We start from the raw sequence: 21,416 nt of genomic DNA on the forward strand, positions 1-21,416 counted from the left end.
GATTCATCCCCGCTGGGTTGCGAAGCAGCCCCGAAACCATTCAGCGCGGTGATTCAGTCAGATCTGGCAAGCAGGATTTACGACTGCTGCGCAGCCGGACGGGGATAAATCCCCTCGCCACAGGGGATTCATTCAGATTGTTTATGGCCGGGACTTACTGTGGCGAGGGGATTCATCCCCGCTGGGTTGCGAAGCAGCCCCGAAACCACTCAGCGCGGTGATTCAGTCAGATCTGGCAAGCAGGGTTTACGACTGCTGCGCAGCCGGACGGGGATAAATCCCCTCACCACAGGGGATTCATTCCAGATTTTTTATGGCCGTGCCTTTGGCTGGATGGTCTGGCGCGGCTGATCCAATAGTCGCCTGGAATATTACTGTGGCGAGGGGATTCATCCCCGCTGGGTTGCGAAGCAGCCCCGAAACCATTCAGCGCGGTGATTCAGTCAGATCTGGCAAGCAGGATCTACGACTGCTGCGCAGCCGGACGGGGATAAATCCCCTCGCCACAGGGGATTCATTCCAGATTTTTCATGGCCGCGCCTTTGGCTGGATGGTCTGGCGCGGCTGATCCAATAGTCGCCTGGAATATTACTGTGGTGAGGGGATTCATCCCCGCTGGGTTGCGAAGCAGCCCCAAAACCATTCGACGCGGTGATTCAGTCAGATCTGACAAGCAGCATCTACGACTGCTGCGCAGCCGATCGGGGATAAATCCCCTCACCACAGGGGATTCATTCCAGATTGCTTATGGCCGGGCCTTGAGCTGCGCTTCAGCCGCCGACGCCAGATCCGGTGGCAGGAAATCCTTGTCCGGGTTGTAGTCGGCTTTCAGATAGCGCCGCAGGTCTTCCAGGTCACCCGGGTTCAGCGTCCCCGCCGCCTGCTTCAGGCGCAGGTTGTCGAGGATGTAGTCGTAGCGGGTGTTGTTGTAGTTGCGCACCGAGGTGTACAGCTGGCGCTGCGCGTCGAGCACGTCGACGATGTTGCGCGTGCCGACCTGATAACCGATTTCCGTGGCTTCCACCGCACTCTGGTTGGAGATGATCGACTGGCGGCGCGCCTGCACCTGCTCGACGTCGGTGTTCACCGCGCGGTGCAGATTGCGGGTGTTTTCCACCACTTGCCGGCGCAGCGATTCGCGCTGCTGTTCGCTCTGATCCAGTTGCGCATAGGACTGACGCACTTGCGAACTGGTCAGCCCGCCGCTGTAGATCGGGATGTTCAGTTGCAGGCCCAGGGTGCTCTGCTCGACGTTGCCGCCATAAGGCGCGCCGAACGAGTTGGGGTTGGCGAAGCCGAGGGCGTCGTTGTCGCCTTTCTCGTATTTCGCCACGGCGTCGAGGGTCGGCAAGTGGCCGGCCTTGCGCTGCTTGAGTGTCTGTTCGGCAGAGCTGACCGCGTAGTTGCTGGCGAGCAGATTGAGGTTCTGCCGCGCCGCCGTGTCGACCCAGGATTTCGCATCGTTGGGCGCCGGTGGCAGGATCGGCAGCGTGTGGACGATGCCCTGAATCGAGTTGTACTGACGGTTGGTCAGGGTGATCAACGCCTGGAACGCATCATCGACCTGACGCTGGGCGACGATGCGGTTGGCTCGCGCGGTGTCGTAACTGGCTTGCGATTGCAGCACGTCGGTCTTGTCCGAGAGGCCGACATCGAAGCGCTCGTTGGACTGATCGAGCTGACGTTTGAACGCGGCTTCTTCAGCCTTGGTCGAGGCCAGGTTGTCCTGGCTGCGCAGCACGTTGAAGTAGCTTTCAGCGCTCTGCAGGATCAGGTTCTGCTCGGTGGCCGACAGCTGCAGAGCGGCCTGCTCGTTGACGTCCTTCGCCGCTTGATACTGGAACCAGCGATCGGCGCGGAACAGCGGCTGCGCGAGGGTCGCCTGATAGGAATGCGCGCTGCGGTTGGCGATGGCCGAAGGCTGGTCGATCGAGGTGCGCACGTCAGCAACTTCGGCGCCACCGGACAGGTTCGGCAGCAGACCGGCGCGGGCCTGCGGCACCACTTCTTTCTGCGCGCCATACTGGGCGCGGGCCGCCGCGAGGTCGGCGTTGTTGTCGACCGCTTCCTGATAGACGCTGACCAGATCGGTTTTGGTCGACAAGGGTGCTTCCGCTGCCCAGGCCATTGTGTTGGACGCACAGGACACGGCAACAGCCAATGAAAGTTTGCGCAGCATGAGGCGATCCCTAGCATGAATATTATGGAAGTAATCCGGGCGCCAAAGGTAAGGCGCAGCCCGCACAGCGTCAAGGCTGAGCAGGCCAAGCGAGTGTAGTTGCGCATTGCTCCGGCAACAATCGGCCAGCCTGGGTATTTACGCCATTCATCATGGCGTTCGCTGCGGTGTTGGCGTTCCTTGATGGTTGTGTCTAGACTGGCCGGGTTCTTGTCGGGGTGCCTTGCTATGAGGCTGAGATCGAATAATTTCGGATCCCGTTGAACCTGATCAGGTTAGCGCCTGCGTAGGGAACAAGATTTCTCGTCACCCGGCGAGTCCTCTTGTGCTTCGTCCGGGATATTGTTCGACAATCGAACGCCATGACGAATGCACAGCACCGGTCCTGGTGCGTCCGTGCCTTTCAGGTTCTGCTCCGACAATCCACTGCTGGATGCCGTCTGGAGAGCCTGTGATGACAACAAAAGAAAAAAACGCGATCAACCTGAGTGACTCGGCCAAGGTCGACGAGCAATCGGTCAAGCCGTTCACCCGTTCGCAAAAAGTCTACGTTCAGGGCTCGCGCCCGGACATCCGCGTGCCGATGCGCGAAATCAGCCTCGATGTAACCCCGACCGATTTCGGCGGCGAGATCAACGCCCCGGTCACCGTCTACGACACCTCCGGCCCGTACACCGATCCGAACGTGGTCATCGACGTGCGCAAAGGTCTGGCCGATGTGCGTTCAGCGTGGATCGATGACCGTGGCGATACCGAGCGCCTGCCGGGCCTGAGTTCGAACTTCGGTCAGCAGCGTCTGGCCGATGCCGAGCTGACCAAATTGCGCTTTGCCCACGTCAACAATCCGCGCCGGGCCAAGGCCGGGGCCAACGTCAGCCAGATGCACTATGCGCGCAAAGGCATCATCACTGCCGAGATGGAATACGTCGCCATCCGCGAAAACATGAAGTTGCAAGAAGCGCGCGCGGCCGGCCTGCTCAAGCAGCAACATGCCGGCCACAGCTTCGGCGCAAGCATTCCGCAAGAAATCACCCCTGAATTCGTCCGCGAAGAAATCGCCCGTGGCCGCGCGATCATTCCCGCCAACATCAACCACGTCGAACTGGAACCGATGATCATCGGCCGTAACTTTCTGGTGAAGATCAACGGCAACATCGGCAACAGCGCCCTGGGTTCTTCGATCGAAGAAGAAGTGGCGAAACTGACCTGGGGCATTCGCTGGGGCTCGGACACGGTGATGGACCTGTCCACCGGCAAACACATTCACGAAACCCGCGAGTGGATCATCCGCAACTCGCCGGTGCCGATCGGTACCGTGCCGATCTATCAGGCGCTGGAGAAGGTCAACGGCGTCGCTGAAGACCTGACCTGGGAGTTGTTCCGCGACACCCTGATCGAACAGGCCGAGCAGGGCGTCGACTACTTCACCATTCACGCCGGCGTGCTCCTGCGCTACGTGCCGCTGACCGCCAAACGCGTGACCGGCATCGTCTCCCGTGGCGGCTCGATCATGGCCAAGTGGTGCCTGGCGCACCACAAAGAGAACTTCCTCTACACCCACTTCGACGAAATCTGCGAAATCATGAAGGCCTACGACGTCAGCTTCTCGCTGGGCGATGGCCTGCGTCCGGGCTCGATTGCCGACGCCAACGACGAAGCGCAATTCGGCGAACTGGAAACCCTCGGCGAGCTGACCAAGATTGCCTGGAAGCACGACGTGCAATGCATGATCGAAGGCCCGGGCCACGTGCCGATGCAGTTGATCAAAGAAAACATGGACAAGCAGCTCGAATGCTGCGACGAGGCGCCGTTCTACACCCTCGGCCCGCTGACTACCGACATTGCGCCGGGCTACGATCACATCACTTCCGGTATCGGCGCGGCGATGATCGGCTGGTTCGGTTGCGCGATGCTCTGCTACGTGACGCCGAAGGAGCACTTGGGCCTGCCGAACAAGGATGACGTGAAAACCGGGATCATCACTTACAAGATCGCCGCACATGCGGCGGACCTGGCCAAGGGACACCCGGGCGCGCAGATCCGTGACAACGCACTGAGCAAGGCGCGTTTCGAATTCCGCTGGGAAGACCAGTTCAACCTCGGCCTGGACCCGGACACCGCACGTTCCTATCACGACGAAACCCTGCCGAAGGACTCGGCCAAGGTCGCGCATTTCTGCTCGATGTGCGGGCCGAAATTCTGCTCGATGAAGATCACCCAGGAAGTCCGTGAATACGCGGCCAACCAACGCATCGACGCGGTTGACGTGGACGTCGCCAAAGGTCTGGCGGAACAGGCCGAGCGGTTCAGGCAGGAAGGCAGTCAGCTGTACAAGAAAGTTTGACCCCGTACTGATCGTTCCCACGCAGAGCGTGGGAACGATCACAACAAATGTCCCTTTGAGATAACACCCTTGAGCATTCAACCCGGCACCTATTCTCCCGATCACGCCGTCCCCGCTGCAAAGCGTGTGTTCGGCGGGCGCGATCTGTTTTCCCTGTGGTTCTCCCTCGGCATCGGCCTGATGGTTTTGCAGACCGGCGCATTGCTCGCGCCGGGTCTGGGTCTGTCCGGTTCTTTGCTGGCGATCTTCCTTGGCACGCTGGTGGGCGTGCTGTTGCTCGCTGCAGTCGGCGTGATCGGCAGCGACACCGGCCTGTCATCGATGGCGGCGCTGAAGCTCAGCCTCGGGAGCAAAGGCGCGAGCCTGCCGGCGCTGCTCAATCTGCTGCAACTGATCGGCTGGGGCTCGTTCGAAATCATCGTCATGCGCGACGCCGCCAGCCTGCTCGGCACCCGCGCCTTCAGCGAAGGTTCGCTGTGGGCCAATCCGATGCTGTGGACGCTGTTCTTCGGTGCGCTGGCGACCTTGCTCGCGGTGAGCGGGCCGTTGACGTTCGTGCGGCAGATTCTGCGCAAGTGGGGCATCTGGCTGTTGCTCGCAGCGTGCCTTTGGCTGACCTGGAACCTGTTCGCCAAAGCCGACCTCGTGTCGCTGTGGGCGCGCGCCGGTGACGGCTCGATGCCGTTCGCGGTGGGCTTCGACATTGCCATCGCCATGCCGCTGTCGTGGCTGCCGTTGATTGCCGACTATTCGCGTTTCGGCAAACGCGCGAAGAATGTTTTCGGTGGCACGGCTGTGGGTTTCTTCTTCGGCAACTTCTGGCTGATGAGCCTTGGTGTGGCCTACACCCTGGCGTTTGCGCCGAGCGGTGAAGTCAACGCGCTGCTGCTGGCCTTGGCAGGTGCCGGTCTGGGCATTCCGCTGTTGCTGATTCTGCTCGACGAGTCGGAAAACGCTTTTGCCGATATACATTCGGCAGCGGTCTCGAGCGGGATCCTGTTGCGTCTGAAAGTCGAGCACCTGGCTTTGGCCATCGGCGTGATCTGCACGCTGATCGCACTGCTGGCGCCGTTGGCGCAGTACCAGAATTTCCTGCTGTTGATCGGCTCGGTGTTTGCGCCGTTGTTCGGCGTGGTGCTGGTGGATCACTTCATCCTGCGCAAGCGCAGTGCTCAGGTCGCGTCAGCCGCATTGCGCTGGCCGGCGTTACTGGCGTGGCTGGGTGGCGTGAGCACCTACCACTTGCTGGCGAATCTGTATCCGGATGTCGGCGCAACCCTGCCGGCGCTGGTGCTGGCAGGGTTGCTGCAACTGGTGCTGGGCCGGGCCTTCAGTTACGGCCGGGAAACAGCTCAGGCTTGAGAATGCCGTTCAGGCGCGGGTAAGGAATCTTCAGTTCGACGTGGCCCAGCGCATAGGGCGCGATGGTGGTCACGTCGTACTTGAGAATCACGCCACCGTAGGTCAGTGCCACGTGCGGGGTTTTCACGAACGGCCAGTTCGCGACGAATTCCGCCTCCTGATCGAGCTTGGTACTGATCAGCCAACTGTTGTGCGCCACTTGCGCGGCTTTCCAGAACGCCTCTTCCTGCCCCGGCAGCAACATGTCGGACAGGTTCAGCACCTTGTGCTGCTGGCGCGAATAGTTGATGAAACCGCGACCCGGCGTGCCGTGGGCGCCGCCGGTGTCGAGGTAGCTCGACAGCTCGATGATCACCAGTCCGTCATGCTGCTCGCGTACTTTCGCTTGCAGATAGCTGCTGTTGCGCGGGCCGGCGCTGGCGAGGAACTGCTCGCGGTAGGCGGCCAGGGTTGGCGCTACCGGTGCGTTCTTCTCGGTGCGGGTCATTTGCAGCAGACGTTTTTCGATGATGCCGTCCAGTGCCGGCTCATCCGGGAAACGCAGGGTGTCGATGTTCACCAACGGGCAATCGGGGTTGGAACAACCGGGTTTGAGTTGTTCCGAGGCGTCGCGGGTGGTTTCCAGCGGCGTGCGATAGTTGGGCTGGAACAGGCTGGCACAAGCGCCCAGAGTCAGGGCAATAGCGGCCACAGAGGCAATTTTGAAAAGCGACATGGGCGTCCTTTCGAAAGCAGGGGAAGGCAAAAAGATACCGCTTCGACTCTCAACGGAGCAGTCAGTTCGCCACTAAGCTGATTAGAGTGTGTTTCAGCTTCACCGTCCATCCCGCTGACGGTAAAGGGGCTGCATCAAACGGTGCGGGCGCGTTAGGATGGCGCGAAGTCGAGGTTGCCGGTTGTACGCGGAAACCCCGTAAAGGATATGCAGTAAAGAGGATGATCATGACTGACTTTGCCAACGCCATTCCGACCGCCGTGGATATCGTGCGGCGCGAAAAATGCTACGAGGGCTTCTACAAGCTCGACCGTGTGCACTTGCGCCATGAGCTGTTCGCCGGGGGCATGAGCCGCGAGATCAACCGGGAAATCTTCGTGCGCCACGATGCCGTGTGCGTCCTCCCTTACGATCCGCAACGCGATGAAGTGGTGCTGATCGAGCAGTTTCGTGTCGGCGCCATGGGCAAGGCCGACAACCCGTGGCTGGTCGAACTGGTCGCCGGTCTGATCGACAAGGATGAGCAACCGGAAGAAGTTGCTCACCGCGAGGCGCAGGAGGAAGCTGGGCTGGACATCAAGGCGTTGTGGCCGATGACCAAGTACTTTCCATCGCCGGGTGGCAGCAACGAATTCGTGCATTTGTATCTGGGGCGTTGCAGCACCGACGGTGTCGGCGGTCTGCACGGGCTGGAAGAAGAGGCCGAAGACATTCGCGTAACGGTCTGGGCCTTTGAAGATGCCTTGCAGGCCGTGCGTGACGGACGTATTGCCAACGCGGCGAGCATCATCGCCTTGCAGTGGCTGGCGCTCAACCGCGCCGAAGTGAGGGGGCTATGGTCGTAAACAAGCTGCGCGATCGTTATCGGGTTGACCTCGTGGGGCTGCAAGCCGCCTGCGAGGCCAACTACGCGCGCCTGATGCGACTGCTGCCGGACATGCGCAACGAACCCGAGGCGCGGCGCATCGCCGTGACTCAGGGCGAACAGATGCTCGGCGTGCTCGCCCTCGAAGTGCTGCAGACCTGCCCGTACACCACGACCTTGCAGGTACGCCAGGAGCACAGCCTGCCATGGTTGCCGGTGCCGCAACTGGAAGTGCAGGTCTACCACGACGCGCGCATGGCTGAAGTGGTCAGCGCCGAGCATGCACGACGCTTTCGCGGCATCTATCCTTATCCGAACGCCGCCATGCACCAGCCCGATGAAAAGGCCCAGCTCAATGTGTTTCTGGGCGAATGGCTGAGTCATTGCCTGGCGTTGGGGCACGAGTACGAAGTCGTTCGCTAGTTGTGAACTGCGTCCGCTTCGGCGGTTTCCCCTTTGTGTCATCCCCCAGCATAATTGCCGCACCCATCCATTGCGTGCTTAGCCCCGGGAGAGCGCCTTGCCCAGCGTATCGACATTGACCAGCGCCGACCCGGCGCTGCTGGTGCAGTTGTCCGACAGCCACCTGTTCGCTGAAGCGCACAGCAAGCTGCTGGGCATGAAGACCCGCGAGAGCCTGCAACAGGTCATCGACCTGGTGTTGGCGCAACAGGCGCAGATCGACCTGCTGCTGGCCACCGGCGATATTTCCCAGGACGGCACGCTGGAGTCGTATCAGGCCTTCCGCCAGATGAGCGCGCAGATCAATGCCCCGGCGCGCTGGATTCCCGGCAATCACGACGAGCCGATGGTCATGGCCGAGGCGGCGGTGCAGAGCACCTTGCTCGAATCGGTAGTCGATATCGGCAATTGGCGGGTGACGATGCTGGATTCTGCGGTGCCGGGTTCGGTGCCGGGTTATCTGCAGGATGATCAGTTGCAGCTGCTGGCCCGCGCGCTGAGCGAGGCGCCGGAGCGTCATCATCTGGTGTGCCTGCATCATCATCCGGTGTCGATCGGCTGCGCATGGATGGAGCCGATCGGCCTGCGCAACCCGGAAGCGTTCTTTGAAGTGCTGGATCGCTTCCCACAGGTTCGCGCGGTGTTATGGGGGCATGTGCATCAGGAAATCGATCGCGAGCGCAATGGCGTGCGCTTGATGGCTTCGCCTTCGACGTGCATCCAGTTCGAGCCGGGCAGTGCGGATTTCAAGGTGGGCGAGCAGGCGCCGGGGTATCGCTGGCTGCGGTTGTTGTCGGATGGCCAACTGGAAACCGGCGTCGAACGAGTCACCGACTTCGAGTTCACCGTCGATTACGGCTCCAACGGTTACTGAACTGACAATCAAAGACCCTCACCCCAGCCCTCTCCCAGAGGGAGAGGGGGCCGACCGCGGTGTCTTTGGCTGTGCATCGACCTGAAACAGCGATATCGATTATGGATTCGCAGCAAAACGTTCAGGTCGGTGTAGCTCTCGAATATCCCCCAGTCGGTTCCCTCTCCCTCCGGGAGAGGGCTAGGGTGAGGGCAGCTTGTGCTGTCACACCAATTTATTGAACCCACCCCCAATCCCGGTCCTTCTCCCTGTAAACTCCGCTATCTTTCGCCGACAGCCAGGGAGCTCAAATGTCCGGTTCGATCCTCTATATCCACGGTTTCAACAGCGCGCCGGCCTCGAAGAAGGCCTGTCAGCTGGTCGCGGTCATGGAGCGGCTGGGATTGAGCGGGCAATTGCGCGTGCCGGCGCTGCATCACCATCCGCGCGAAGCCATCGGTCAGCTCGAGCAGGCAATCGCCGAGCTGGGCCGGCCGTTGCTGGTGGGAAGTTCGCTCGGCGGCTACTATGCGACTCACCTGGCCGAGCGCCATGGCCTGAAAGCCCTGCTGGTCAACCCGGCGGTCAGCCCGCACCGGATGTTCGATGGTTATCTGGGCACGCAGAAGAACCTCTACACCGATGAAACCTGGGAACTGACCCACGACCACGTCACGGCGCTGGCCGAACTGGAAGTGCCGCCACCGCAGGATCCGCAGCGTTATCAGGTCTGGTTGCAAACCGGCGACGAAACGCTGGATTATCGCCTCGCCCAACAGTATTACCGCGCCTGTGCCTTGCGCATCCAGGCTGGCGGCGACCACAGTTTCCAGGGCTTTGCCGGGCAATTGCCGGCGTTGCTGAGTTTTGCCGGCATGGCTGCCGATATGTATCAGGCAATCGATTTCACCAAGCTGTGAAGTCTTGCCCCTCTTTCATGAATGACTGACGACGAGACCTTATGGCCACTCCCAGCGCTAGTTCTTATAACGCCGACGCCATCGAAGTCCTCTCGGGCCTCGACCCGGTGCGCAAACGCCCCGGCATGTACACCGACACCAGTCGGCCGAACCACCTCGCCCAGGAAGTCATCGACAACAGCGTCGACGAAGCCCTGGCCGGCCACGCCAAATCGGTGCAGGTCATCCTGCACGCCGACCATTCGCTGGAAGTCAGCGACGACGGCCGTGGCATGCCGGTCGACATTCACCCGGAAGAGGGTGTGTCCGGCGTCGAACTGATCCTCACCAAGCTGCATGCGGGCGGCAAGTTTTCCAACAAGAACTACCAGTTCTCCGGCGGCTTGCACGGCGTGGGTATTTCCGTGGTCAACGCGCTGTCGACCGAAGTGCGCGTGCGGGTCAAACGTGACGGCAACGAATACCAGATGAACTTCAAGGACGGCTTCAAAGCCTCCGAGCTGGAAATCGTCGGCACCGTCGGCAAGCGCAACACCGGCACCAGCGTGTACTTCGCGCCGGACCCGAAATACTTCGACTCACCGAAATTTTCCATCAGCCGCCTCAAGCACGTGCTCAAGGCCAAGGCTGTGTTGTGCCCGGGGCTGCTGGTCAGCTTCGAAGACAAAGGCACCGGCGAGAAAGTCGAGTGGCATTACGAAGACGGCCTGCGCTCTTATCTGGTCGATGCGGTCAGCGAGTTCGAACGTCTGCCGAACGAGCCGTTCTGCGGCGCTTTCGCCGGTAATAAGGAAGCGGTCGACTGGGCGCTGCTGTGGCTGCCAGAAGGTGGCGACGCGGTGCAGGAAAGCTACGTCAACCTGATCCCGACTGCGCAGGGCGGCACGCACGTCAACGGTCTGCGTCAGGGCCTGCTCGATGCGATGCGCGAGTTCTGCGAATTCCGCAGCCTGCTGCCGCGCGGCGTGAAACTGGCGCCGGAAGACGTCTGGGAGCGCATCGCTTTCGTCCTGTCGATGAAAATGCAGGAGCCGCAATTCTCCGGCCAGACCAAAGAGCGTCTGTCTTCCCGTGAAGCGGCGGCGTTCGTCTCCGGAGTGGTGAAAGACGCTTTCAGCCTGTGGCTCAACGCCAACCCGGAAACCGGTCTGGCCCTGGCCGAACTGGCGATCAACAACGCCGGCCGTCGCCTCAAGGCGAGCAAGAAAGTCGAGCGCAAACGCGTCACCCAAGGTCCGGCGCTGCCGGGCAAACTGGCTGACTGCGCCGGGCAGGACCCGATGCGTTCCGAGCTGTTCCTGGTCGAGGGTGACTCCGCCGGCGGTTCGGCCAAGCAAGCGCGGGACAAGGAGTTCCAGGCGATCCTGCCGTTGCGCGGCAAGATCCTCAACACCTGGGAAGTCGACGGCAGCGAAGTGCTCGCCAGCCAGGAAGTGCACAACATCGCCGTGGCCATCGGCGTCGATCCGGGCGCGGCGGACATGAGCCAGCTGCGCTACGGCAAGATCTGCATCCTCGCCGACGCTGACTCCGACGGTCTGCACATTGCGACCTTGCTGTGCGCGCTGTTCGTCCAGCACTTCCGCCCGTTGGTGGACGCCGGTCACGTCTATGTGGCGATGCCGCCGCTGTACCGCATCGACCTCGGCAAAGAGATCTACTACGCCCTCGACGAGGCCGAGCGCGACGGTATTCTCGATCGCCTGGTGGCCGAGAAGAAACGCGGCAAGCCGCAGGTCACCCGATTCAAGGGTCTGGGCGAAATGAATCCGCCGCAACTGCGTGAAACCACCATGGACCCGAACACCCGGCGTCTGGTGCAGTTGACGCTGGGCGAAGACTTCGCCGAAACCTCGGAAATGATGGACATGCTGCTGGCGAAGAAACGCGCCGGTGACCGCAAATCCTGGCTGGAATCCAAAGGCAACCTCGCCGAGGTGCTTGCCTGATGCAGTTTGGCTGGGCCTTGGCGGGTGCGTTGCTGCTGAGTGCGCTGAGCGTGTCGGCCGAGCCGCTGCAACAATTGCGGCTGCTTTCCGAACACCCGGTCGAAGGCATGCGCGGCGGTAACCTGTCGGGGCTGGCCATGTGCGGCAATGAGCTGTGGACGGTTTCCGATCGCGATGACGAGCTGATCTATCGGCTCGATACCCGCGATCCGGTCTGGCAGGCGCAAACCGTGCACATCGATGTGCCGCCCGTGCCGGAGAGCGGCTTGCCGTGGGGCTTGAGTTCGCGCACCTGGGCGGCGTCGTTCATTCGCGGTGGCGATCTGGATTTCGAGGGCATCAGTTGCGACAGCGTAGGCAATCGCTACATCGTCAGTGAGGCCCATGCGGCGGTGTTGCAGGTGCCGGTCAGTGGCCCGGCCAACTGGCTGAAAATCTCGCCGCTGCTGGTTCGCGAAGCGCGGGCGAGCGGCCTGCTGCTCAAGTTCAATTCGATCTTCGAAGGCCTGGCGATCAACCCGGCCGGTGATCAGATATGGCTGGCCGCCGAACGGCAAAAGCGCGGCCTGCTGCTGATCAAGCGCCAGCAGACGGTGTGGGATTGTGACGGTCGCTGCGTGCTGCTCAGTGAGGGCGGCAAGGAGATGCAGCCGCCACAGTTTCCGAAAGCCAAAGCGGTTCACCGCGACTTTTCCGACATTTCCTTGTTCAACGGCAAGCTGTTTACCCTTGAACGCAACGCTTTCGAGATCTGCCGTCGCGATGCGCAGACGGCCAAGGTCGAGCAGTGCTGGTCGTATGCCGGCGAACTGTTGCAGGAACAACGTCGGTATTCGCAGAACTACGGACTGGAGGAAGCGCTGATCATTGATGCCGAAGGTGCGTGGATCGGCGTCGACAACAATTTTGGCCCGCGTGCTGATGGCGAAGTCCGCCCGGTGGTCTGGCGCTTTGCCGCGCCGGACGGTGGCTGGAGTGCCAGGCCATGAGCCAGCAACCGCCGGGCAAGCGTGCCGGTCGGGTGTTGATGATCCTCGCCTGGTGCGCGGCGCTGTTTCTCGCGACGCGGTTTTTCGGTCAGTGGGAACAGCGCCAGCAGAATCCGAACATCGTGGTCACGTCGGAGCAGGGCGAAGGTTTTATCGAAGTGAAACTGGCGAGCAATGCCCAAGGGCATTTTGTCGCCAGCGGCCAGATCAACGGCGAGCCGGTCGAGTTCATGCTCGATACCGGCGCGACCGATGTGGCGATCCCGGCGGATCTGGCCAAGCGTTTGAAGCTGCAAGAAGGTTTCGGCGTGACCCTGAGCACGGCCAACGGCCTGAGCCAGGGCTATCGAACGAAGATTGCCCGCCTGCAATTGGGCGACATCATCCTGCGCGATGTCCGCGCACTGGTGGCGCCGGGACTGCATGGCGATCAGGTGCTGCTCGGCATGAGCGCCCTGAACAGACTTGAATTTACCCAGCGCGGTGGCACCATGCTGCTGCGCCAGACAACGAACCGATGAGGCCCGCATGAGCGACTCCCTTGATCTCAGCCTGGACGGTGTAGAACGCCGATCGCTGGCTGACTTCACCGAAAATGCCTACCTCAACTACTCCATGTACGTGATCATGGACCGCGCCTTGCCGCATATCGGCGACGGCCTGAAGCCGGTACAGCGGCGTATCGTCTACGCCATGAGCGAACTGGGGCTGGACGCTGATTCCAAGCACAAGAAATCGGCGCGTACCGTCGGTGACGTGCTCGGCAAGTTCCACCCCCACGGCGATTCGGCGTGCTACGAAGCGATGGTGCTGATGGCGCAGCCGTTCAGCTATCGCTACACGCTGGTCGACGGCCAGGGCAACTGGGGTGCGCCGGACGATCCCAAGTCCTTCGCCGCCATGCGTTACACCGAAGCGCGGCTGTCGCGCTATTCCGAAGTGCTGCTCAGCGAACTGGGCCAGGGCACCGCTGACTGGGGGCCTAACTTCGACGGCACCCTGCAGGAACCGCTGGTGTTGCCGGCGCGCCTGCCGAATATTCTGCTCAACGGCACCACGGGTATTGCCGTGGGCATGGCCACCGACGTACCGCCGCACAACCTGCGCGAAGTCGCCACCGCCTGCGTACGCTTGCTCGATGAGCCGAAAGCCACGGTCGAACAGCTCTGCGAACACATTCAGGGTCCGGACTATCCGACCGAAGCGGAAATCATCACACCGCGTGCCGACCTGCTGAAGATGTACGAAACCGGCAAGGGCTCGGTGCGCATGCGCGCCGTGTACCACGTCGAGGATGGCGACATCATCGTCACCGCGTTGCCGCATCAGGTCTCCGGCGCCAAGGTGCTTGAGCAGATCGCCGCGCTGATGCAGGCCAAACCGTCGAAAGCGCCGCAGATCGCCGATCTGCGTGACGAATCCGACCACGAAAACCCGTGCCGCATCGTGATCATTCCGGTCAATAGCCGCGTCGATCACGAAGCGCTGATGCAGCACCTGTTCGCCAGCACCGAGCTGGAATCGACCTACCGGGTCAACGTCAACATCATCGGTCTGGACGGCAAGCCGCAGCTGAAAAACCTCCGCGCCTTGCTGGTCGAATGGCTGGAATTCCGCGTGCTCACCGTGCGTCGCCGCCTGCAATTCCGCCTCGACAAGGTCGAGCGTCGTCTGCACCTGTTGGACGGTTTGCTGATCGCCTACCTCAACCTGGATGAAGTGATCCACATCATCCGCACCGAGGAACACCCGAAAGCCAAGCTGATCGAGCGTTTCGCCCTCAGCGAGATTCAGGCCGACTACATCCTCGACACCCGCTTGCGTCAGTTGGCGCGACTGGAAGAGATGAAGCTGCGCGACGAGCAGGACGAACTGCTCAAGGAACAAGCCAAGCTGCAAGCCCTGCTGGGCAGCGAAGCGAAGCTGAAGAAGCTGGTGCGCACCGAGCTGCTCAAAGACGCCGAAACCTACGGCGACGACCGCCGCTCGCCAATCGTCGAGCGCGCCGAAGCCAAGGCGTTGAGCGAACACGATCTGCTGCCGAACGAGAAAGTCACTGTCGTGCTGTCGGAAAAAGGCTGGGTGCGTTCGGCCAAGGGCCATGACATCGACGCCACCGGTCTGTCGTACAAGGCTGGCGATGGCTTCAAGACCTCGGCGGCGGGGCGCTCCAACCAGTTTGCCGTGTTCATCGACTCCACCGGCCGCAGCTATTCGGTTGCTGCGCATACCTTGCCGTCGGCCCGTGGTCAGGGCGAACCGTTGACCGGCCGCCTGACGCCGCCACCGGGCGCCTCGTTCGAATGCGTGCTGATGCCCGAAGACGATGCGCTGTACGTGATTGCCTCCGATGCCGGTTACGGCTTCGTGGTCAAAGGCGAAGACCTGCAAGCGAAGAACAAGGCCGGCAAGGCGCTGTTGAGCTTGCCGAACAACGCCAAGGTCATCGCGCCGCGCCCTGTGGCCGATCGTGAGCAGAACTGGCTGGCCTCGGTCACGACCGAAGGTCGCCTGCTGATCTTCAAAATCAGTGATCTGCCACAATTGGGTAAGGGCAAAGGCAACAAGATCATCGGTATTTCCGGTGAGCGCGTGGCCAGTCGCGAAGAATATGTCACGGACATCGCCGTACTGCCGGAAGGCGCCACCCTGGTGTTGCAGGCCGGCAAACGGACCCTGTCACTGAAAGCCGACGACCTCGAGCACTACAAAGGTGAGCGTGGACGGCGCGGAAACAAACTTCCGCGGGGCTTCCAACGGGTCGATGCGCTGCTCGTCGAAAACCTCAATTAGGCGAGAACGCCTTCCTAGAGCGTTCGATCTGCGATTAAACGCGTAGATCGACGCTTTGGCGCTGGAGTCGGAACGCATATTCACGGATGATATGGCCTTTCAAGCGCCGGCGTGGCCGAGCGTTCTTCATATTTATTGAGTATTTTCACTGTGGTCAGCCTTGTGGCGGCCACCTGGACGGGATGATGACTGCTCTACGCCCCCTTATTTTGTTGCTCGCCGGCGTTCTTGGCCTGGCGGGTTGCAGCGTTCACCAGCCGGTGTCGCTGTACCAACTGGACAGCGGAAGTCCGGTTCAGCCTGCGCAAAGCGCGGGCATGGCGGTTTTGCTGGGGCCGGTGGTTGTAGCCGATTACCTGCAACGCGAAACCCTGCTGCAACGTCAACCCGACGGCAGCCTGCAAGCGGCGACCGACGGTCGTTGGGCTGGCAGCCTTTCGTCGGATATCGATCAGTTGCTGATGCGTCAGGTCGCCGGTCACCTGGACAGCCAGCGTGTGGTGCTGGCGCCTGCTACCGCCGGGTTCACACCGGATGTGCAGGTGTTGCTGACCATCACCCGTCTGGATTCCGGAGCGAAACAACCGGCGATTCTCGATGCGCAGTGGCGTTTGATCGATCGTCGCGGCAAGGTGCGTGATAACCGCATCATTCACCTGCAGGAGACGCACGCTGGCAGCACCGCGTCCCAGGTGCAGGCACAAGGGGTTCTGTTGCAGCGTCTGGCCGAGCAGTTGTCGGTGGCGCTCAAGCCACTGGCCAACCAGCCGCCCGTGGCCGAGGCACCGCGTAAAGCCGCGCCGAAACCCGCAGCGCCAGCGGCGGATGCCGAGAAGCAGCCGAAGATTCCAATGGCCTCGCCGATTCGTACGGATATGGAAGTGTTTCGCTTCTGAGGCTGGAACGAGTCAGAACAGAGCCCGCCTTGTGCGGGCTTTGTTGTGTCTGGAGGTGGGGTGGAAGATCAAAAGCCCCTCACCCTAACCCTCTCCCGGAGGGAGAGGGGACCGATTGGGGGATATTCGATAGCTACACCGACGTGAACGCGCGGAGGTGAATCCATAATCGCCAAGATCTGTCAGGTCGATATATGGCGCCAGACACCTCGGTCGGTTCCCTCTCCCTCTGGGAGAGGGCTAGGGTGAGGGGCTTTTCAGGAATGCTCTCGAATCCAATAACGCCGCGCACAAAAAAGCCCGCAGACAATCACTCGTCTGCGGGCTTTTGCGTATCGGGCCTAAGCCTTACGCCCGGCGCTCATGCATCCGCGCCAGTTGCCGCTCCAGCATCGACGGATACGGCTCCATCAACCGCTCCACACAGCAAGCGCCCTCAGGGCTGGCGATCGGCCGGATCCTCGCACGTTGGCGGATCAACGCGTCATCGCTGATCTTGCGTTCAACCAGTAGCAGATTGCGGCTGTGTTGCGACAAGGCCAGTGCATCCTGGGCCGAATCGGTCAGCAGCAGATCAATCTGGCTCAGACCGAACAACTCATCGCCCAGGGTCAGGCCCAGCTGCAATTGCAGGGTGATGCCGCTGTCTGCGACCTCGATCTGCAACTGATGACCCAGAGCACGCAGCAGTTCGCCGCAGCAGATGGCATTGGTCAGGTAATCGTCGCCGCAATCTTCGGTGTGGAACAGCAACAGCGTGCTGCCATCGTTGAGGGTTTCGATTTCGCCCTGATACAGCGACGCGGCCTGCTCGAGGCAGTCGCGATAGCGATCCTGCAATTCTTCCAGACGTGCGCGAGGCAAACGACGCAGTTGCTCCTGCGAACCCAGCTGCACAGCCAATACGGCGGTGTGCTGTGGCACGTCAGGGCTCGGTTTGCGCGTGAGCGGTTGTACGGCGCCGTTGAGCGATTCGTCGCGCAGGTCGGCGAAGGCGTCATCGTCATCATCGTCTTCGACCGTGCTGACCAAGTGACGCGGCGCCGGTTTCTTCGCGGCCAGCGGGCGGCTTTCGTCGAAGCTCGGATCGCGCAGGTTACGCACCTCGAATTCAGGCTCGTCTTCTTCCTCGGCGAATTCCGGCTCGGGTTCGGGTTCGGGCTCGGGTTCCGGGGCGTAGCTGGCGTGCAGCTGGCGCGCCAGATCGCCGATTTCATCCTGGCGATCGATGCCCGGTGTATGCGCGTCGATGCGGCGCAGCCACACGCGCAATTGCAGCAGTGGCGTCGACAGATAACGGCCCATGCGCAGGCTCAGAGCCAGCGACAGTGCCAGCAGAATCGCACTCAGAATGCCCATGCTTTGCAGGCTGATGGTCATTGGCTGCTGGAACTGATCCATGTCCAGGCTGATGCGCAGTTGCCCGGCCGTCACGTCCTGGAAAGTGATCTTGCTCTCGTACATGCCCTCGGCTTCGCCCAGCAGGCTGTGCTTGGGACGCTGACCGGACTCGGCGAGGATGCGGTTGTCCACGCTGTAGATCGCCGCGTGGGCGACCAGTTTGTTCTTGGTCAGGTTGTTGAGCAGCACGTTGAGGCTGAGGATGTCGTTGGACACCAGCAGCTCGGTGGCCGACGTGGCAGTCTGCGTGGTCAGGCTTTCGCCCAGCGCATCGGCCTGCTCGTGCATGGCCTGCTTGAATTGCAGCCCCATCACCCCGGCATAGATCACCAGGGCCAGAGCGACCAGGATCACGTTGTGGCTGGCAATGCGCAATGCAATCGGTACACGGCGATGGCGCAGTGCACGGAAGATCAGCAGGAAGAAGTTATCGGTTTTGACTGGCGTGGGCCGGTTCACTTGAGCTCGGCTCTTTGTCCGTGAAGTTGACGCGCAGTATAGCGACAGGCCCCAGACCGGCAAAGCGCTCGCGGTGCCCGATGGTCACTGAAAGTGGGTAGAATGCGGTTTTTTTCCAGTTGCGGGGGTGCGCGTTGCGCGAAATCGTCCTGATTAACATCACGGGAGTCGACCGTCCCGGTCTGACAGCGGCCATCACCGGTGTTCTGGCACAGGGTGGTGTGAACATTCTCGACATCGGTCAGGCGGTGATCCACGACACCCTGTCGTTCGGCATCCTGGTTGAAATTCCCGATTCCGAACAGGGCAAGTCAGTGCTCAAGGACATCCTGTTCAAGGGCTACGAACTGGATCAGCAAGTGCGCTTCACCCCGGTATCCGAAGAGGATTACCAGCAGTGGGTGGGCAATCAGGGCAAGAAGCGCCATATCGTTACCCTGCTGACGCGCAAAGTCACCGCCGGCCAATTGCAGGCGGTCAGCGCAATCACCGCCAAATACGGCCTGAACATCGACCATATCGACCGTCTGTCGGGGCGCATGCCGCTGGACACACCGGCCGACAAGGGCAAGGGCTGCATCGAATTTTCCGTGCGCGGCGAAGCTGCCGATCCGCAGGCCCTGCGCGCCGAATTCCTCAGCGTTGCCCAGGAACTGAACGTCGATATCGCCTTTCAGGAAGACTCGCTGTTCCGTCGCAACCGACGTCTGGCCGTGTTCGACATGGACTCGACGCTGATCGAAGAGGAAGTCATCGATGAGCTTGCCAAGGCGGCCGGCGTGGGTGAACGGGTCTCGGAAATCACCGAGCGCGCGATGGCCGGCGAACTGGATTTCCGCGCCAGCTTCAAGGAGCGTCTGGCGCTGCTCAAGGGCCTCGACGTCAGCGTGCTCGACTCGATCGGCGCCTCGCTGCGCCTGACCGAAGGCGCCGAAACCCTGTTCGCCGAACTCAAGCGCCTCGGCTACAAAACCGCCATCCTGTCCGGCGGCTTCACTTATTTCGCCAAGCAGTTGCAAGCCAGGCTTGGCATCGATTACGTGTTTGCCAACGAGCTGGAAGTGGTCGACGGCAAGTGCACCGGCGTGGCGATCGAGCCGATTGTCGATGCGCAGCGCAAGGCTGACTTGCTCAAGGAACTGGCGCACAAGGAAGGTCTGCGTCTGGAGCAGACCATTGCCGTCGGCGACGGCGCCAACGACTTGCCGATGCTGGCGATTGCCGGGCTGGGCGTGGCATTCCGCGCCAAACCACTGGTCAAGCAGTCGGCGAAGCAGGCGATCTCAACGCTGGGGCTGGATGGTGTGTTGTATCTGCTGGGTTTCCGCGATCGCGACGGGCAGTTGTAACTGACAAAGCACAAAGATCGCAGCCTTCGGCAGCTCCTACATTTGGAATGCATTTCCCTGTAGGAGCTGCCGAAGGCTGCGATCTTTTGCTTTAAAGCGAATTCCACAACGAATCAAAATCCTCCTCACCTCCGCCATTCTGCGCAGGATCCAGCGAGCGATAGGCGAACTGGTTGAAGCTGTGCGTACTCGCCACCCGCCGATCCAGTCCGGCGCGGTGTTCCTCGCCCTGGGTGTTGATCAACACCTTGTTGCCTTCCTGAAACGGCAGGCGCGGCGCAAGCACGGTTGCCGGCAAATCGATTGCGCTGATTTCCGGCAGCAGTAAACCGCGCAGATAATGGCTGTGATCGTCCTTCGAACGCACCAGTTGCAGACCGCACGGCTGCGCGTGTGGCGCGACCAGTTCAATGCCCATCTGCGTGCCGCTGCCGCGCACTTGGCGGATCCAGCGAATCACCGCAATGCTCCAGCCTTTGCCCTCGCTGTCCTGAATGCCGAGCATTTCCCCGGCCTGCAACTCCGGCGGTACTTCGCTGGGCCAGGCCAGGCAATAACCGCCAGGACTATGGTTGATCACCGGCAAGGCGTAAGTCGGATAATTCGGCGCGGTGCCGGGGCCGTCGTCCTCGGTCAACTGGTCGTACTGGATTTCCTCGTACGGCAACAGCTCATCGTTACTTTGCGGGGCAGCGTCGAACGCCTGACTCCAGCTGTCCTTTTCGCCGCTGGCCACGACGCTGCTGAAATTTGCCGCGCGGGCACCGGGATGTTTGAGCAATTCGCTGAAGGTGCGCTCGCCGCCGAGGTAAAAGTGCAGGGCGCTCATGCCGACGCACACGGTTAATGAGCCTTGGCCGGCGATGCGTTGAAAGCTGCGTTCCGCCGCTTGGCCCCAAGTAGCGTGCAGATGTTGCAGGGTGTCGACGCTGAGGCCGGCGGAAACGGGCAGTGGGGTCGAGGTGGACTGGTGCAGCAGGTGCGTTTCGAGCTGTTTGACCAGCGGTTGCGGATCGAAGCCCAGCAGCCCGTTCTGTTGTTCGCTGCGAAACATCTTGCGGTAGCGCGGGCCGACATCGAGTTCCGGGCTGATGGCGAACAAACCGACCTCGGCGCTGCCGGGATGCAGTTTGAGCAGGGCGCTCCACGGCTCGATCACCTCGGCCAGCCGGGCAATCTGGCTTTGACGCAGTTGATTGCAACGGGCACTGCCCAATAGCAGTGCGGCGATGTAGGTCTGTTCGACGCTCAGTTCGCTGGTCAAAAACGCCAGATCATCGCGCAGCCGCCGTTGTTGCAGCTGCATTTGCGCAGCGCTGCGATACAGCTGATGCAATTCCAACCACACGTGTTCCGGCGGTGAACTGTACAACTGCGTGGCGCGCACCAGTTGCGCCTTGAGGGCATGCGCGGCGCGTTGCAAGGCGGTGCTGACCAACGTCGCGCGGTCCTTGCTGTATTTAGGCAGGATGCGCAGAACGATCTGTTTATAGCCGATGGCCAGCTGACCTTGCAGCGCCTGACACAGGTTGCTGACCTTGCGCGAGCGCTCGTCGAGCATGATCGCCTGATGCAGAAAGTGCCGTTCCAGATGCTGGCAGACGAAATACACCTCGGGCCGCAGCAGTTCCAGGAGTTGCAGGCGATTGTCGCTGGGAGTGAGCAACAGGTTCAGTTCGCCGAGGCCTTGATAGAGCAGGCGGGCGGTTTCGCCGATGTTGGCCTTGGGCAGGCCGGCGATCCAGCGCTTGAGATCACGCGGGCTGGCGTCGCAGAACGACAGGCGCGTTTGCGTGGGAGTCGGAGCGCGCAGCTTGGGAGAAAAGTTGGTCTGGCTCATGAGCAAAACCATAGCAGCAAATGCCGCGGTTTGCGGAAGC

Annotated in this window: 16 protein-coding genes and 1 riboswitch; of the genes, 12 read left to right on the forward strand and 4 right to left on the reverse strand. The window is 61.4% G+C overall.

What is annotated here, in order from left to right; genetic code table 11:
• Nucleotides 1–745: 745 nt before the first annotated feature.
• Nucleotides 746–2,179: a TolC family outer membrane protein gene (locus AAEZ10_RS18105; RefSeq protein WP_016771977.1), complete on the reverse strand. Its 1,434-nt coding sequence runs from the start codon at nucleotides 2,177–2,179 to the stop codon at nucleotides 746–748.
• 204 nt (nucleotides 2,180–2,383) lie between these two features.
• Nucleotides 2,384–2,489: riboswitch (TPP riboswitch) on the forward strand.
• A gap of 144 nt (nucleotides 2,490–2,633) precedes the next feature.
• Here AAEZ10_RS18105 and thiC point away from each other — a divergent pair.
• The gene (gene thiC, locus AAEZ10_RS18110; RefSeq protein WP_110644886.1) at nucleotides 2,634–4,523 is read left to right on the forward strand and encodes a phosphomethylpyrimidine synthase ThiC; all 1,890 of its coding nucleotides are present in this window, start codon (nucleotides 2,634–2,636) and stop codon (nucleotides 4,521–4,523) included.
• A gap of 69 nt (nucleotides 4,524–4,592) precedes the next feature.
• Nucleotides 4,593–5,885, forward strand: coding sequence for a putative hydroxymethylpyrimidine transporter CytX (gene cytX, locus AAEZ10_RS18115; RefSeq protein ID WP_350570352.1), 1,293 nt, complete (start codon nucleotides 4,593–4,595; stop codon nucleotides 5,883–5,885).
• On the opposite strand, the gene AAEZ10_RS18120 is transcribed toward cytX, so the two are convergent.
• Nucleotides 5,854–6,600, reverse strand: coding sequence for an RsiV family protein (locus tag AAEZ10_RS18120; RefSeq protein ID WP_016771974.1), 747 nt, complete (start codon nucleotides 6,598–6,600; stop codon nucleotides 5,854–5,856). The genes cytX and AAEZ10_RS18120 overlap by 32 nt on opposite strands.
• Before the next feature lie 227 nt (nucleotides 6,601–6,827).
• Here AAEZ10_RS18120 and AAEZ10_RS18125 point away from each other — a divergent pair, with 227 nt between their 5' ends.
• The 9 genes from AAEZ10_RS18125 (at nucleotide 6,828) to AAEZ10_RS18165 (ending at nucleotide 16,327) form a co-directional block, all read left to right on the forward strand.
• Nucleotides 6,828–7,445, forward strand: coding sequence for an NUDIX domain-containing protein (locus AAEZ10_RS18125; protein ID WP_024011344.1), 618 nt, complete (start codon nucleotides 6,828–6,830; stop codon nucleotides 7,443–7,445).
• Nucleotides 7,436–7,888 carry a DUF1249 domain-containing protein gene (locus tag AAEZ10_RS18130; RefSeq protein WP_016771972.1) on the forward strand — a complete coding sequence of 151 codons (453 nt, stop codon included), beginning with the start codon at nucleotides 7,436–7,438 and terminating at the stop codon, nucleotides 7,886–7,888. The genes AAEZ10_RS18125 and AAEZ10_RS18130 overlap by 10 nt, the downstream gene beginning before the upstream one ends.
• Nucleotides 7,889–7,985: 97 nt before the next feature.
• Complete coding sequence (gene cpdA / locus AAEZ10_RS18135) at nucleotides 7,986–8,801, forward strand: 3',5'-cyclic-AMP phosphodiesterase (protein WP_350570355.1); 816 nt, start codon at nucleotides 7,986–7,988, stop codon at nucleotides 8,799–8,801.
• 290 nt (nucleotides 8,802–9,091) lie between these two features.
• Nucleotides 9,092–9,700, forward strand: a complete 609-nt coding sequence (locus AAEZ10_RS18140; protein WP_073471662.1) for a YqiA/YcfP family alpha/beta fold hydrolase — start codon at nucleotides 9,092–9,094, stop codon at nucleotides 9,698–9,700.
• Between the two features lie 41 nt (nucleotides 9,701–9,741).
• Complete coding sequence (gene parE / locus AAEZ10_RS18145) at nucleotides 9,742–11,649, forward strand: DNA topoisomerase IV subunit B (RefSeq protein WP_350570357.1); 1,908 nt, start codon at nucleotides 9,742–9,744, stop codon at nucleotides 11,647–11,649.
• Entirely contained in the window at nucleotides 11,649–12,638 is a 990-nt protein-coding gene (locus AAEZ10_RS18150) for an esterase-like activity of phytase family protein (protein WP_350570359.1), read from the forward strand. The genes parE and AAEZ10_RS18150 overlap by 1 nt, the downstream gene beginning before the upstream one ends.
• Nucleotides 12,635–13,159: a retropepsin-like aspartic protease family protein gene (locus AAEZ10_RS18155; RefSeq protein WP_130888435.1), complete on the forward strand. Its 525-nt coding sequence runs from the start codon at nucleotides 12,635–12,637 to the stop codon at nucleotides 13,157–13,159. The genes AAEZ10_RS18150 and AAEZ10_RS18155 overlap by 4 nt, the downstream gene beginning before the upstream one ends.
• Nucleotides 13,160–13,166: 7 nt before the next feature.
• Nucleotides 13,167–15,431, forward strand: a complete 2,265-nt coding sequence (parC, locus tag AAEZ10_RS18160) for a DNA topoisomerase IV subunit A (protein WP_024011349.1) — start codon at nucleotides 13,167–13,169, stop codon at nucleotides 15,429–15,431.
• 185 nt (nucleotides 15,432–15,616) lie between these two features.
• Nucleotides 15,617–16,327 (forward strand): PqiC family protein, encoded by a 711-nt coding sequence (locus tag AAEZ10_RS18165; RefSeq protein WP_024011350.1) that lies wholly within the window; start codon nucleotides 15,617–15,619, stop codon nucleotides 16,325–16,327.
• A gap of 348 nt (nucleotides 16,328–16,675) precedes the next feature.
• Here AAEZ10_RS18165 and AAEZ10_RS18170 read toward each other — a convergent pair whose 3' ends face one another.
• On the reverse strand, nucleotides 16,676–18,187 hold the full coding sequence (locus tag AAEZ10_RS18170; RefSeq protein ID WP_130928088.1) for an AhpA/YtjB family protein: 1,512 nt from the start codon (nucleotides 18,185–18,187) through the stop codon (nucleotides 16,676–16,678).
• A gap of 134 nt (nucleotides 18,188–18,321) precedes the next feature.
• Here AAEZ10_RS18170 and serB point away from each other — a divergent pair, with 134 nt between their 5' ends.
• On the forward strand, nucleotides 18,322–19,536 hold the full coding sequence (gene serB, locus AAEZ10_RS18175; RefSeq protein ID WP_350570362.1) for a phosphoserine phosphatase SerB: 1,215 nt from the start codon (nucleotides 18,322–18,324) through the stop codon (nucleotides 19,534–19,536).
• Between the two features lie 91 nt (nucleotides 19,537–19,627).
• On the opposite strand, the gene AAEZ10_RS18180 is transcribed toward serB, so the two are convergent.
• Entirely contained in the window at nucleotides 19,628–21,376 is a 1,749-nt protein-coding gene (locus tag AAEZ10_RS18180; RefSeq protein WP_350570364.1) for a cyclic-di-GMP receptor FimW-related protein, read from the reverse strand.
• Nucleotides 21,377–21,416 lie beyond the last annotated feature (40 nt).

It is taken from the genome of Pseudomonas sp. H26/SER47-MNA-CIBAN-0231, from assembly GCF_040310465.1.
Lineage (GTDB): Bacteria > Pseudomonadota > Gammaproteobacteria > Pseudomonadales > Pseudomonadaceae > Aquipseudomonas > Aquipseudomonas atacamensis.

Coding starts and splice junctions, on each gene's coding strand:
- AAEZ10_RS18125 (WP_024011344.1), top strand. CDS start 6,828: ATGACTGACTTTGCCAACGCCATTCCGACCGCCGTGGATATCGTGCGG.
- AAEZ10_RS18130 (WP_016771972.1), top strand. CDS start 7,436: ATGGTCGTAAACAAGCTGCGCGATCGTTATCGGGTTGACCTCGTGGGG.
- parC (WP_024011349.1), top strand. CDS start 13,167: ATGAGCGACTCCCTTGATCTCAGCCTGGACGGTGTAGAACGCCGATCG.
- parE (WP_350570357.1), top strand. CDS start 9,742: ATGGCCACTCCCAGCGCTAGTTCTTATAACGCCGACGCCATCGAAGTC.
- thiC (WP_110644886.1), top strand. CDS start 2,634: ATGACAACAAAAGAAAAAAACGCGATCAACCTGAGTGACTCGGCCAAG.
- AAEZ10_RS18105 (WP_016771977.1), bottom strand. CDS start 2,179: ATGCTGCGCAAACTTTCATTGGCTGTTGCCGTGTCCTGTGCGTCCAAC.
- AAEZ10_RS18140 (WP_073471662.1), top strand. CDS start 9,092: ATGTCCGGTTCGATCCTCTATATCCACGGTTTCAACAGCGCGCCGGCC.
- AAEZ10_RS18155 (WP_130888435.1), top strand. CDS start 12,635: ATGAGCCAGCAACCGCCGGGCAAGCGTGCCGGTCGGGTGTTGATGATC.
- AAEZ10_RS18120 (WP_016771974.1), bottom strand. CDS start 6,600: ATGTCGCTTTTCAAAATTGCCTCTGTGGCCGCTATTGCCCTGACTCTG.
- AAEZ10_RS18165 (WP_024011350.1), top strand. CDS start 15,617: ATGACTGCTCTACGCCCCCTTATTTTGTTGCTCGCCGGCGTTCTTGGC.
- AAEZ10_RS18180 (WP_350570364.1), bottom strand. CDS start 21,376: ATGAGCCAGACCAACTTTTCTCCCAAGCTGCGCGCTCCGACTCCCACG.
- AAEZ10_RS18150 (WP_350570359.1), top strand. CDS start 11,649: ATGCAGTTTGGCTGGGCCTTGGCGGGTGCGTTGCTGCTGAGTGCGCTG.